The sequence below is a fragment of the Serratia nevei genome, assembly GCF_037948395.1.
In the GTDB taxonomy this organism is placed as follows: domain Bacteria; phylum Pseudomonadota; class Gammaproteobacteria; order Enterobacterales; family Enterobacteriaceae; genus Serratia; species Serratia nevei.
In genome coordinates this window covers 2,885,329-2,897,536 of the sequence record NZ_CP149940.1, presented here as the reverse complement: position 1 = coordinate 2,897,536, position 12,208 = coordinate 2,885,329, and the positions used below count along the sequence as shown (strand labels likewise).

General features: G+C 58.0%; 11 protein-coding genes. 4 read left to right on the top strand and 7 right to left on the bottom strand.

The genetic code is table 11. From position 1 onward, the window contains the following. Positions 1–7: 7 nt before the first annotated feature. Positions 8–1,942 (bottom strand): protein kinase YeaG, encoded by a 1,935-nt coding sequence (gene yeaG / locus V8N38_RS13900; RefSeq protein ID WP_004932230.1) that lies wholly within the window; start codon positions 1,940–1,942, stop codon positions 8–10. A 426-nt stretch (positions 1,943–2,368) separates the two neighbouring features. On the opposite strand from yeaG, the gene V8N38_RS13895 reads away from it, so the two are divergent. Further along, positions 2,369–3,133: a MipA/OmpV family protein gene (locus tag V8N38_RS13895; RefSeq protein ID WP_015378103.1), complete on the top strand. Its 765-nt coding sequence runs from the start codon at positions 2,369–2,371 to the stop codon at positions 3,131–3,133. A 94-nt stretch (positions 3,134–3,227) separates the two neighbouring features. Here the strand turns inward: V8N38_RS13895 and V8N38_RS13890 are convergent, their stop codons facing one another. Both V8N38_RS13890 and gapA read right to left on the bottom strand, forming a co-directional pair. Further along, positions 3,228–4,103 carry a D-hexose-6-phosphate mutarotase gene (locus tag V8N38_RS13890; RefSeq protein WP_060423843.1) on the bottom strand — a complete coding sequence of 292 codons (876 nt, stop codon included), beginning with the start codon at positions 4,101–4,103 and terminating at the stop codon, positions 3,228–3,230. Positions 4,104–4,187: 84 nt separating this feature from the next. Continuing rightward, complete coding sequence (gapA, locus tag V8N38_RS13885; protein WP_004932222.1) at positions 4,188–5,183, bottom strand: glyceraldehyde-3-phosphate dehydrogenase; 996 nt, start codon at positions 5,181–5,183, stop codon at positions 4,188–4,190. A 348-nt stretch (positions 5,184–5,531) separates the two neighbouring features. Between gapA and msrB the strand changes: the two genes are divergently transcribed. After that, on the top strand, positions 5,532–5,945 hold the full coding sequence (gene msrB / locus V8N38_RS13880; protein ID WP_004932219.1) for a peptide-methionine (R)-S-oxide reductase MsrB: 414 nt from the start codon (positions 5,532–5,534) through the stop codon (positions 5,943–5,945). A gap of 63 nt (positions 5,946–6,008) precedes the next feature. Then, on the top strand, positions 6,009–6,281 hold the full coding sequence (locus tag V8N38_RS13875) for a YeaC family protein (RefSeq protein WP_033634809.1): 273 nt from the start codon (positions 6,009–6,011) through the stop codon (positions 6,279–6,281). 42 nt (positions 6,282–6,323) lie between these two features. Here the strand turns inward: V8N38_RS13875 and V8N38_RS13870 are convergent, their stop codons facing one another. The 4 genes from V8N38_RS13870 to sppA all read right to left on the bottom strand — a co-directional run bounded on the left by V8N38_RS13870 (position 6,324) and on the right by sppA (position 11,455). Beyond that, a complete protein-coding gene (locus V8N38_RS13870; RefSeq protein WP_147839874.1) occupies positions 6,324–7,601 on the bottom strand; it encodes a glycoside hydrolase family 18 protein in 1,278 nt (425 codons plus the stop codon). Positions 7,602–7,833: 232 nt separating this feature from the next. Next, entirely contained in the window at positions 7,834–8,466 is a 633-nt protein-coding gene (gene pncA / locus V8N38_RS13865; RefSeq protein ID WP_147839875.1) for a bifunctional nicotinamidase/pyrazinamidase, read from the bottom strand. Between the two features lie 22 nt (positions 8,467–8,488). Next, complete coding sequence (ansA, locus tag V8N38_RS13860; RefSeq protein ID WP_047730911.1) at positions 8,489–9,505, bottom strand: asparaginase; 1,017 nt, start codon at positions 9,503–9,505, stop codon at positions 8,489–8,491. A 93-nt stretch (positions 9,506–9,598) separates the two neighbouring features. Then, positions 9,599–11,455 carry a signal peptide peptidase SppA gene (gene sppA / locus V8N38_RS13855; protein ID WP_060439795.1) on the bottom strand — a complete coding sequence of 619 codons (1,857 nt, stop codon included), beginning with the start codon at positions 11,453–11,455 and terminating at the stop codon, positions 9,599–9,601. Positions 11,456–11,615: 160 nt separating this feature from the next. On the opposite strand from sppA, the gene V8N38_RS13850 reads away from it, so the two are divergent. Beyond that, the gene (locus tag V8N38_RS13850; RefSeq protein ID WP_060423835.1) at positions 11,616–12,167 is read left to right on the top strand and encodes an NAD(P)H nitroreductase; all 552 of its coding nucleotides are present in this window, start codon (positions 11,616–11,618) and stop codon (positions 12,165–12,167) included. The last annotated feature ends 41 nt before the right edge of the window (positions 12,168–12,208 follow it).

Below are 12,208 nucleotides of genomic sequence, written 5' to 3'. Positions count from 1 at the left end.
TGAGGCGTTATGAGGATTTTCTGACCCGCAGATACCATTCACACAGCAGGCGCACCTGCTTACGGGTATAGCCTTTCTCCATCATACGGTCGACGAAGTCGTCGTGTTTTTTCTGCTCGTCCGTCGAGGTTTTGGCGTTGAACGAAATCACCGGCAACAGCTCTTCGGTATTGGAGAACATTTTCTTCTCGATCACGGTGCGCAGCTTCTCGTAGCTGGTCCAGTTCGGGTTACGGCCGTTGTTATTGGCGCGGGCACGCAGCACGAAGTTCACGATTTCGTTACGGAAATCTTTCGGATTGCTGATCCCGGCCGGCTTTTCAATTTTCTCCAGCTCGGCGTTCAGGGACTCACGGTCGAACAGCTGACCTGTATCGGGATCGCGATACTCCTGATCCTGAATCCAGAAGTCCGCGTAGGTCACGTAGCGATCGAAAATGTTCTGTCCGTATTCCGAGTAGGATTCCAGATAGGCGGTCTGGATCTCCTTGCCGATAAACTCGGCGTATTTCGGGATCAGGTAGCCTTTCAGGTGCTCCAGGTATTTCTCGGCCAAATCCTGCGGGAACTGTTCGCGTTCGATCTGCTGTTCCAGCACATAGAACAGGTGCACCGGGTTAGCCGCCACCTCGGCGTGATCGAAGTTAAACACTCGCGAGAGAATTTTAAAGGCGAAACGGGTAGAGAGGCCGTTCATGCCTTCGTCAACCCCAGCGTAGTCGCGGTACTCCTGATAGGACTTGGCCTTCGGATCGGTATCCTTGAGGCTTTCGCCGTCGTACACGCGCATTTTCGAGTAAATGCTCGAGTTTTCCGGCTCTTTCAGCCGCGACAGCACGCTAAACCGCGCCAGCGTCTCCAGGGTGCCCGGCGCGCAGGGCGCGTGGGTCAGCTCGCTGTGGTCCAGCAGTTTGTCGTAAATCTTGATCTCTTCCGACACGCGGAGGCAGTAAGGCACCTTGACGATGTACACGCGGTCGAGGAACGCTTCGTTGTTCTTGTTGTTACGGAAGGTCACCCATTCGGATTCGTTGGAGTGCGCCAGAATAATGCCGTTGAACGGCAGGGCGGAGATGCCCTCGGTGCCGTTGTAGTTACCTTCCTGGGTCGCCGTCAGCAGCGGGTGCAGCACCTTGATCGGTGCTTTGAACATCTCGACGAATTCCATTATCCCCTGGTTGGCGCGGCACAGGGCACCGGAGTACCCGTAGGCGTCCGGATCGTTCTGCGCGTGGTTCTCCAGTTTACGGATATCCACTTTACCGACCAGCGCAGAGATGTCCTGGTTGTTCTCGTCGCCCGGTTCGGTTTTGGCGATGGCGATCTGTTCCAGAATGGAAGGGCGCACTTTCACGACTTTAAACTTGGTGATGTCGCCGCCGAACTCATGCAGGCGCTTGGCCGCCCACGGCGACATGATGGTGCCGAGATAGCGACTGGGGATGTTGAACTCTTTTTCCAGGATCGAGGCATCTTCCTGCGGATTGAACAGGCACAGCGGATGATCGTTGACCGGGCTGCGTTCGCCGTTGGCGCTGAGGGTATAGATGGGCACGCGCTGCATCAGCGCCTTCAGGCGTTCCGCCAGCGAGGATTTACCGCCGCCCACCGGGCCGAGCAGGTACAGGATCTGTTTCTTCTCTTCCAGGCCCTGGGCGGCGTGTTTCAGGTAAGAGACGATCTGTTCGATGGCCTCTTCCATGCCGTAGAATTCTTCGAAGGCCGGATAGCGTGCGATCACGCGGTTGGAGAACAGGCGCGACAGGCGTGATTCTAGCGCAGTGTCGACCATCACAGGTTCACCGATAGCCATCAGCAGACGTTCGGCCGCGTTGGCATAGGCACTGCGATCTTGCCGGCAAATGGTAAGAAATTCCTGCAGTGTGAACTCTTCGTCCTTGGCAGCTTCGTAGCGCTGGCGATAGTGGTCAAATATGTTCATGATGCCCGTCCTTTCGTTATTAGCACAGGTTAAAGAGAGCGTGTGATAGTGTTCTGGCTCCCGAAAGATGAGAATACGCCTGAGTACAGCAACCCGTATGCCAACTTGGTGCGCTTATTATCGCGAGTTGCGCTGTATGCCACTGGGCCCAGGATAAATTCACCTTCTGATTTAAGCTTAGTTTGCTTGCCGGAAAATTTCCTGCCGCAGAAAAAGCTTTTTTTAAGTCATATCAATGACTCAGTTATTACCGTGTGAGCCAAATGCCTTGTCTGGCGCGGCCTGCGGGATGAAACGTCACCGTTCCGCCATGATTAATTCATAATTCCGCTATAAGTTATTCGATCTTGGTCGTTTTCTATTGTAAAGATTAGGCGCGTAACTAAATTTTCACATAAACTGTTGCAGCTATTAACCCTGTAATTTATGGAAAAAGAACCAGTGAAGATTTCAAAACTCAAAACGCTAGCAATTATCGCTTCCGCAATGGTTTGTGCGCAAAGTGCTCAGGCGGGAACCTGGTCACTCGGCGCTGCCGCGCTGGTTAGCCCGGACGCGTATCGTGGTTATCAGGACCGCGTTTATCCGGTGCCCGTTATCGACTATGAAGGTGACGACTTCTACTTCCGTACTCTGACCGCCGGTTACTACCTGTGGAAGGATCAAGAAAACCAGCTGAGCATCATGGGTTACTACACGCCATGGGGCTATCGTCCGGGCGACAGCGACGACGATCGCATGAAGCGTCTCGACAAGCGCCGCGGCACGCTGATGGCCGGCCTGGCCTACTCGCACAACGCCGAGTGGGGCACCCTCCGCACCACCTTCACCGGCGACACGCTGAACAACAGCAACGGTCTGGTGGGCGATGTGGCTTACCTGTACAAGTTTGATCTGGACGCGCTGACGCTGGTCCCAGGCGTGGGCGTGATGTGGAACAGCAAGAACCAGAACAAATATTACTATGGCGTCAGCGCCAATGAATCGCGCCGCAGCGGCCTTGACAGCTACACCCCAGGCGATAGCTGGGCGCCTTATCTCGAGCTGAGCGCCAATTACCAGATCAACAAAAGCTGGAATGCCTTCTTCGTCGGCCGCTATGTGAAGTTGTCTGATGAAGTGAAAGACAGTCCGATGGTGGATAAATCCTACACCGGTTTGCTGATGACGGGTGTGAGCTACACCTTCTAATCACGCATTGCACGATCATCGTGCATGGCGTGCATCAAAAAGGGGCGCTGGCGCCCCTTTTGCACATCTGTGGTGCGCTGCCGCGCACGGCTTTTCAGGCTTTCTTACGGCTGCGGAAGGTCACACCCAAACGAGCCGGTTGTTCGCCGGCGGCGACCAGCGGTTTACTGACGCGCCCGGTCTCTACGCAGACCATGGTCTTGTAACCGTCGTTCGGCATATCCCCCATGCTGCAGGAGAGCTCTACGCCCGGGTTCCAGGCGATAACGTCACTCATATGATGGTGGTGAACCTCGATGGTGCGCGCGAGCGCCGGATCGCGGATCTGGCTGAAGGCCTCCGGGCGGGTGTAGACGCGATCGGTTTGGCCGACGAAGGTCACTTCGCCCGCCTGGCGCGCCTCAGCGCCGCCCGCCACCTTGTCGATATAAGGCTCGCCCAGGCCCGCCACGCTGACCCGATCGATGTCGCCGACCTGGAAGTAGCTGTGCAGCGCCGCCGTAGCCTGATAATCGCCGTGCGATTCCAACTCGATCTCGCACTCCACACCCAGCTTGAAGCGGGCAATCAGCGTGAAGGCGTGCGGCCACAGTTTGCGGGTCTGCTCATTGTCTTTCAGGGTAAAGGTCAGGATGACGCCGTTGTCATCTTCATCGTGCGCCGTCAGGCTCCAGGGCTGATTACGGGCAAAACCGTGGGAGGGTTGGGCTACCGGGCCGAACCACGGCCAGCAGATCGGCACGCCGCCGCGGATGGCCTTGCCTTTGGCGAAGGGGGTATTGCTGCTGAGCCAAATCACCGGCTGCTCACCGCTGGGCTGCCAGGCCAGCAAATGGGCGCCTTGCAGCGCGACGGCCGCGCGCACTTTCGGGTGCGACACCACAACCACGCCCAGCTCATCGAGTTGACGCTGGCTGATGTAAGGCGAAATCTGTTCGGAAACGGGCAGGGTGAAAATTTTCTCGTTCATTTCATTACCTTAATGTTTGCCGGAGAGACAAATAAAAAAGGGCGACAAAAATGTCGCCCTCATTATCAGCTTAACATCATGCCATTACTTGGAGATGTGAGCGATCAGGTCCAGAACCTTGTTGGAATAACCGGTTTCGTTGTCGTACCAGGAAACCAGTTTCACGAAGTTGTCGTTCAGTGCGATACCGGCTTTGGCATCGAACACGGAAGTCAGCACTTCGCCGTTGAAATCGGTGGAAACCACGTCGTCTTCAACGTAGCCCAGAACGCCTTTCATAGAACCTTCAGCGGCATCTTTGATGGCTTTCTTGATTTCTTCGTAGGTAGCCGCTTTTTCCAGACGCACGGTCAGGTCAACAACGGATACGTTAGGCGTCGGTACGCGGAACGCCATACCGGTCAGTTTGCCTTTCAGCTCTGGCAGAACAACGCCAACCGCTTTCGCTGCGCCGGTAGAAGAAGGGATGATGTTCTGGGATGCGCCGCGGCCGCCGCGCCAGTCTTTGTGGGACGGGCCATCAACGGTTTTCTGAGTGGCGGTAGTCGCGTGAACGGTGGTCATCAGGCCTTCAACGATACCGAAGTTGTCGTTGATGACTTTAGCCAGTGGCGCCAGGCAGTTGGTGGTGCAAGAGGCGTTGGACACGATGTCCTGGCCGGCATATTTGTCAAAGTTGGCGCCACGCACGAACATTGGGGTCGCATCTTTGGATGGGCCAGTCAGAACGACTTTTTTAGCGCCAGCGGTGATGTGTTTACGTGCGGTTTCGTCGGTCAGGAAGATACCGGTCGCTTCAGCAACCACGTCAACACCCACTTCGTTCCACTTCAGGTTAGCCGGGTCTTTCTCTGCGGTAACACGGATGGTTTTGCCGTTAACAACCAGGTGGCCGTCTTTAACTTCTACCGTACCGTTGAAACGGCCGTGAGTAGAGTCATACTTCAGCATGTAAGCCATGTACTCTGCGTCCAACAGGTCGTTGATTGCAACGATCTCGATGTCAGAACGCTCTTGAGCAGCACGGAAAACAATGCGACCGATACGGCCAAAACCGTTGATACCTACTTTGATAGTCATATATTCCACCAGCTATTTGTTAGTGAATAAAAGGTTGGTTGTAAAATTACAAAAACCTTACCCAGCGTCAAGCGGAATCGTGTCAATTCTTGCGGCAAGTCAAACCGGAAGGGTGGTTTTGCACGCTTATTGCACAGTCCATTTGCGCTCGGCCTCATCCGTTATATGGGGACAAGCCGCCAAGTATAAAGTCAGCATACGCAAGATGTGTGATCGCTATCACATATCATCGTGACGTGGCCTTTATGGGCTACAGTTTAGGCCAAAAACCCCTGCAGCGGTGTTAATTTTTTGTTATTATTAATCATTGTTTTCGTTGACATTATCCACATTCAGAGATAAGCACAAATGGCTAAAGAGACAACCCCCGGTCATCCGGTCACGGAACTGAATGAAATCCAACGTTATGTGACGCAACAGCGCGGCACCGAAGCGCCGTTCAGCGGCAAATTGCTGCACAACAAGCGCGAGGGCGTGTACCATTGCCTGTGCTGTAACCAGCCGCTGTTCTATTCCGAAACCAAATACGATTCCGGTTGCGGCTGGCCGAGCTTTTATGAGCCGGTTTCCGCCGATGCAATCCGTTATCTTGATGATAATTCACATAATATGCACCGTGTTGAAATCCGCTGCGGTCATTGCGACGCGCACCTGGGGCACGTTTTCCCCGATGGCCCGCAGCCGACCGGCGACCGCTATTGCGTCAACTCCGCCTCGCTGAGTTTCACCGATGGCGAAAATGGCGACCAAACGGCCGGCTAAGTGGTAATTTAACCAACAAAATCGATTCAGCTAATTATTCATCTGTAAGCGAGAAGGGCTCTGATGGACGTGAAAGATCTGATTGCGGCGATGACGCCCGAGATATACCAGCGCCTGGTACAGGCGGTTGAGCTGGGCAAATGGCCGGATGGCGTGGCGCTGACGCCGGAGCAAAAAGAAAACAGCCTGCAGGCGGTGATGCTGTGGCAGTCGATGAACAACGTCGATCCGCAGCACATGAGCATCGGCACCGACGGGCAGATCGTGATGAAGAGCAAGCAAGAGCTGAAACAGCAGTTCGTTGCCGAGCCGCTGGCCAAACTCAAACCGCAGTAAGGTTGCCCTAAAGCGGGGCGATGACGCCATCGCCCCGTCGGTTTACCGTTTTTCGCCCTTGATACCCAGCGATTCCGCCAGCTGCTGTGCCAGCCGGTTGTTATCGTCCGCGCCGTACTCCCAGAACATCGCCCCTCCCAATCCCTGGCTTTTGATGTACTCGGCCTTGATGGCCACCGAACGCGGGTTCTCGTAGGAGATGGCGAACAGCGGTTTGCCTGCGGCGGATTGCAGCGTCAGGTAAGGTACCTTGGCGTCGTCATCCCAGTGCTCGCGAAAACGATGCTGCGGATCGTTGAGCAATTTGCTGACGATATCGTGGTATTTAAAGTAGGTGTCTTTGCCGAGATCCAGCCCCAGCGCGTTGAACAGGGCGGTTTCGCGCGTGCTGAAGTATGGCTGCGTCACCGGATGTTTGGCGGCGTCCGGCTTGTCCCAGTCGATGCCCGCCTCGGTCGCCCGCTTCGGTACCCGGCCGTAGAAACCGATGCCCAGGTTCATCTTTGCCGGTTTCAGTCCGGCAGCCAGATAATTCTTTACCACGAAATCGGCGCTGTAACGGTCGGCGGCCGCCACGGTTGGCCAACGCTTTGAATCGTACAGGTTGGCATTGAAATACTGCGTGCCGTAAGCCATGTCGTAGGTCATCAGATTGATGTAGTCGAGGTAAGGGGCAATGCTTTTCACATCGACCCATTCCTGCGGGCTTTTGACGTTGGCCCCGACGGCGATGGTTAACAGCTTGCCTTTACCCAGCGCCTGGTGAAGCTCTTTCAGCAGCAGGGTGAAGTTGTCGCGGTCTGCCGGTTGGCTTTCCACCAGCCCCCAGGCGCCGTTCACCGGATATTCCCAGTCCAGATCGATACCATCCAGCTGATACTGTGCGATCACCTGCAGCGCGGAGCGGATGAATATCGCCCGGTTTTCCGCAGTCGCCGCAGCGGCGGAGAAGCCCCGTGCGCCCCAGCCGCCGACCGACAGCAGCACTTTCAGCTCGGGGTTCTGTTTGCGCAGCACCGGCAGCCGTTGCAGATCGGCCGTTACCTTCGGCGACAGGTAGATCTGGTGGCGGCGAGCGGGGTCTTTCAGCGCCGCATTGGCTTCGTCTTTCTCGCCGTTGTAGATCAGGCCGAACGAATAGTTGAGGTGGGTGATTTGCGTGACGTCCAGCTTGTCGATGTCGCCACCGGGGCCGGCGGTGACGTCGCCGCCGCCGTTGAAGTAGCCGACGGAGAGATAAGCGGCCTGAGCCGTGCCTGCGCCGGCCATAGCCAACTGCACCGCCGCCAGTAAAGGCAGCAGTTTTCGGGTTATTTTCATGTCTTTCTCCTTGGGTCGGCAAGGCCGACCGTACCGCCAGAGGCGGTCACAATAAAGCCGGGCTCAGCGGGCCCCGGATGCGTATAACCGATTGACGCCAAAAGCGTCGCAGCCATAACAGCAAAAGCGCCTGCCGGTCACAAGCCGTTGGGGAAGAAGAAGGATGGTATTGTGAGCGGCGTCGATATTTTCGCCGCCGCGCAGAGAGGGCGCCGGTGGCGCTCCGGAGGATTTAGTTGGCGAGGAATTGTGACAGGGTAACCAGTTGTGCACCGGCGCGCGCCATGTCCTGCAGCGCCCGCTCGCTGTCGTCCGGCTGCAGATTCACGCCGCGGCAGCCGTCGACGATCACCTGCGTTGGATAGCCGGTAGCCAGCGCATCCAGCACGCTGAACTTGACGCAGTAGTCGGTCGCCAGGCCCATGATTGCCAGCCGCTGGACGCCCTGCGATTGCAACCAGCCGTGCAGTTCGGTCTGCGCACGGTGGCCGTTATCGAAGAAGGCGCTGTAGCTGTCGATGTCCGTCTCCTGCCCTTTGCGAAAAACGGCATTGATATGTTGCCGCTGCAACCGGGGGTGAAAATCGGCACCGTGGCTCCCTTGCACGCAGTGCACCGGCCACCACACCTGCGGCAGGCCCTCCAGCTCGCCAAGGGTGCCGACCTGCGCATGGGAATTCACCGCAAAGCTGCGGTGATTGGCGGGGTGCCAGTCCTGGCTGGCCACGACCGGCTCGCCACGCGCCAGACAGGCGGCGATCGCCTGATTGGCAACCGTGATGACGGCGTCGCCCGCCGTGACCGCCAGCGCGCCGCCGGGGCAGAAATCGTTTTGCAGATCGATCAACAACAGGGCCGTTTTCATCGCCGCTCCAAAGATCAGTAGGTTAACCGTTGATGCTCAGTTCGCCGCGCAGGTCTTGCTGCATCAGGGCGCGGATTTGCTCCGGCGTCAGCGGCTGGCTCAGCAGGTAGTGCAGCTTGGTCAAGGCGGCTTCCACCGTCATGTCGAAACCGCTGATCACCCCGGCGTGCGCCAGCGCGTTACCGGTGGCGTAGCCTTCCATATTGACGCGCCCGGAGATGCACTGCGTCAGGTTGACCACCACGATGCCGCGTTCGGAGGCCGCACGCAACTCGTCGATCAGCTCGGCCTTTTGCGGCGCGTTACCGACGCCGTAGGAGCGCAGGATCAGCGCCTTGACCGGTTGCAACAGGAAGTTGCGCACCACCGCGCCGGAAATGCCCGGATAGATGGTGACCACGCCGATCGGCTGCGGCGTGATGTCGTGCACCCGCAGCGCGCCGTTGCAAGCCGGGCTGTCGATGCCGTGCTGGCGACGAATGTGAATGCCGGCTTCCAGCAGCGGCGGCAGATTCGGGGAGGCGAAGGCGTCAAAGCCGTCGGCGTGCGCTTTGGTGGTGCGGTTGCCGCGGAACAGCTTGTTGTTGAAGAACAGGCTGACTTCGTTCACCGGATGGTTAGCCGCCAGATACAGCGCGTTGAGCAGGTTGGTCTGGCCATCGGAGCGCAGCTCCGCCAGCGGAATCTGCGAACCGGTGACGATCACCGGTTTAGCCAGGTTTTCCAGCATGAAGGAGAGCGCCGATGCGGTGAACGCCATGGTGTCGGTACCGTGCAGGATCACGAAGCCGTCGTAGCGATCGTAGTTCTGTTTGATGTCGTCGGCGATGTGCTGCCAATCTTCCGGCGTCATGTCCGAAGAGTCGATCAATGGCGCATATTCATGAATGGTGAAATCCGGCATTTCCGGGCGATGGAATTCGGGCATTAGCGCCAGCTGGCGCTGCAGGTGGCCGGAAACCGGGATATAGCCGTGATCGGAACGCTGCATGCCGATGGTGCCGCCAGTGTAGGCGACGTAAATGGATTTCTTTTGCATGGTCATGATTTTAACAAAGATAAGATGGGCTGAATTATAGGGGCATGGCGGCAGAAAAAAAGCCCGGCGATGGCCGGGCTGCAGAATTATTTGTTAGCGGACTTCTCCGCAGGTCAGACAGATCGCATAACGGTTTTGCGGATCGTTCAGGTTATTGAACAAGCCCGGCTGTTCTTTCACCGCGTTGGCGACCGAGGCCAGCGGGGCGGGCAGCATGGCCTGAATCGCCGCCGGCAGCATGGCGTGAATGGAAACGCCGAACTGGCTGAGCACCATATCGCTGAGGCTTGGGGTATCGACGAACCAGTCGAGCTGCCACTGCTGCAGCTTCGCCAGCTCGGCGGCTTTCTTCACCGCGTCGTCGAAATCGCCCAATTGATCGACTAGGCCGTTGGCCTTGGCGTCGCTGCCGAGCCAGACGTGGCCTTGCGCGATTTGGTCAACCTGCTGCGGGGTCATCTTGCGCGATTTGGCGACCAAATCGAGGAAGTTCTTATACCCGTTTTCGATGTTCAGCTGCATCATCTGCGAGAACTCTTGCGGCAATGCCTTGGTGACCGCAATGTCGGCCAGTGGCGAGGTCGCCACGCCGTCGGTGTGCACGCCCAGCGTATCCAGGGTTTTCTCGTAGGTGTTGATGATGCCGAAAATGCCGATGGAGCCGGTCAGGGTGCTCGGGCTGGCGATGATGTAGTCGGCCGGCGTCGAAACCCAGTAGCCGCCCGACGCGGCCATGCCGCCCATCGAAACCACCACCGGCTTGCCGGCGGCGCGCACGGCGGCCAGTTCGGAGCGGATCACTTCGGATGCGCTGACGCTGCCGCCCGGGCTGTTGACGCGGAACACGACGGCCTTGATGGCCGGATCCAGGCGCGCCTGGCGCAGCTCGGCGGCGGTGGTATCCCCCCCGACGTTACCTGGCGTCTGCGGGCCGTCCATGATGGCGCCGTTGGCGAACACCACGGCGATCTTGCCGCCCTGGTTGGCGTCCGGCTTCGGCTGGTAGTCGTAGATGCTGGTGGCGTTGAAATCGTTCGCCTGTTTATCCCAGCCGAAGGCCTTGACCAGCTGATTTTCGATCGCGGTGCGTGAGGCCAGCTCGTCCACCAGCTTATTGTCCAGCGCATAGCGGGCGGTATCGCCACCGGCCGCCTGCAGGCCGCTCAGCACGCCGGCAGCGCCCGGGAACAGCTGCTGCGGCGTCAGCTGGCGGTTGGCCGCCACGGTCTCCAGATAGTTCTGCCACAGGCCACCGATCCAGCGGCTGTCCGCTTCGCGCGCCGCCGGGGACATATCGTCGCGGATCAGCGGCTCGACCGCCGATTTATAGGTGCCGACGCGGAAGATATTGGTGGTGACTTTAAGCATGTCCAGCAACGACTTGTAATACAGGTTGTTGGTGGCAAAACCGTGCAGATCGACCGCGCCCTGCGGCGACAGGTAGATTTTGTTGGCGTAGCTGGCCAGGAAATATTGCGTCTGGTTGTAGCTGTCGCCGATGGCGAAGATCGGCTTGCCGCTGTCGCGGAACTCGCGCAGTGCCTTACCGATATAACGCAGCGACGGTTGATCGGCGCCGGCGAAGTCATTCAGCTGCAACACCATGCCGGTAATGTTTTTGTCGTCTTTGGCCTTGCGGATGCTGTCCACCACGTCGAACAGCGAGTTTTCCTGCAGGCGGCTGCTGGAGGCGCCCAACAGCTCGCGGCCCCATTGCCGTACCCGGTTGTTTACCGAAGGCTGATCGACCACCACGCCGCTTAAGTCGACCAGCAGCGCGCCGCGCGCCGGGGCCGTCGAGGTGGAGGAACTTTGGAAGGACAGATAGATGCCGACCCCAACCAGGATCAGCAAGACCAGGAACAGGTTAAGGATCAGTTCCCTGATAAAATTCAGCAGACGCCATGTCCACCGGAAAATGCCGGCAATAATTTGCCACAATGTGCGCATGTGCTCTCCAACAAGAGTCGAGAATGTTCCGCTATCCTAATGAGCGGCCGGGTAAATGTCAGCTTTAAATCGTGGCACGCAGACGCTATCGCCGAGGCTGTAACTCGTCGTTTAGCTATGTTAACGTGGCCGGAATGAAAATTGTTATCAGGAGTTTACGATGGATGCTCTGGATCTTTTATTGAATCGCCGCTCGGCTTCGCGCCTGGCGGAACCGGCGCCGGCGGGGGAAGTGCGTCAAAATATCATCAACGCGGGCCTGCGTGCGCCCGATCACGGCGCGCTGCAGCCGTGGCGTTTCGTGATGATCGAAAATCAGGGCCTGGAGCGCTTCAGCCAGCTGCTGCAGGCGGCGGCGAAGCAGGATCAACTGGACGAAGCGGCGATCGAAAAGGCCACCAAGGCGCCGTTCCGCGCACCGCTGATCATCACCGTCATCGCCCACTGTACTGAAGAGACCAAGGTGCCGCGCTGGGAGCAGGTGGTTTCCGCCGGTTGCGCGGTGCAGGCGATGCAGATGGCGGCGCTGGCGCAGGGCTTTAACGGCATCTGGCGCACCGGCGCCTGGACCGAGCATGCGCTGGTGCGCGAAGCCTTCGGCTGCCGCGAGCAGGATGAGATCGTCGGTTTCCTCTATCTGGGCACGCCACAGCTGAAGGCCGCCACCAAGGTGACGCCGCCGGACAGCGCGCCTTTCGTCAGCTATTTCTGAGTTTTCTCCCGCGGGGCGCGGCGAAAATGCGCCAAACCCCG

Excerpts from the sequence above, each read along its gene's own strand:
- V8N38_RS13870 (WP_147839874.1), bottom strand. The coding sequence starts at position 7,601 with ATGAAAATAACCCGAAAACTGCTGCCTTTACTGGCGGCGGTGCAGTTG.
- yeaG (WP_004932230.1), bottom strand. The coding sequence starts at position 1,942 with ATGAACATATTTGACCACTATCGCCAGCGCTACGAAGCTGCCAAGGAC.
- msrB (WP_004932219.1), top strand. The coding sequence starts at position 5,532 with ATGGCTAAAGAGACAACCCCCGGTCATCCGGTCACGGAACTGAATGAA.
- V8N38_RS13890 (WP_060423843.1), bottom strand. The coding sequence starts at position 4,103 with ATGAACGAGAAAATTTTCACCCTGCCCGTTTCCGAACAGATTTCGCCT.
- ansA (WP_047730911.1), bottom strand. The coding sequence starts at position 9,505 with ATGCAAAAGAAATCCATTTACGTCGCCTACACTGGCGGCACCATCGGC.
- sppA (WP_060439795.1), bottom strand. The coding sequence starts at position 11,455 with ATGCGCACATTGTGGCAAATTATTGCCGGCATTTTCCGGTGGACATGG.
- V8N38_RS13850 (WP_060423835.1), top strand. The coding sequence starts at position 11,616 with ATGGATGCTCTGGATCTTTTATTGAATCGCCGCTCGGCTTCGCGCCTG.
- pncA (WP_147839875.1), bottom strand. The coding sequence starts at position 8,466 with ATGAAAACGGCCCTGTTGTTGATCGATCTGCAAAACGATTTCTGCCCC.
- V8N38_RS13875 (WP_033634809.1), top strand. The coding sequence starts at position 6,009 with ATGGACGTGAAAGATCTGATTGCGGCGATGACGCCCGAGATATACCAG.
- V8N38_RS13895 (WP_015378103.1), top strand. The coding sequence starts at position 2,369 with ATGGAAAAAGAACCAGTGAAGATTTCAAAACTCAAAACGCTAGCAATT.
- gapA (WP_004932222.1), bottom strand. The coding sequence starts at position 5,183 with ATGACTATCAAAGTAGGTATCAACGGTTTTGGCCGTATCGGTCGCATT.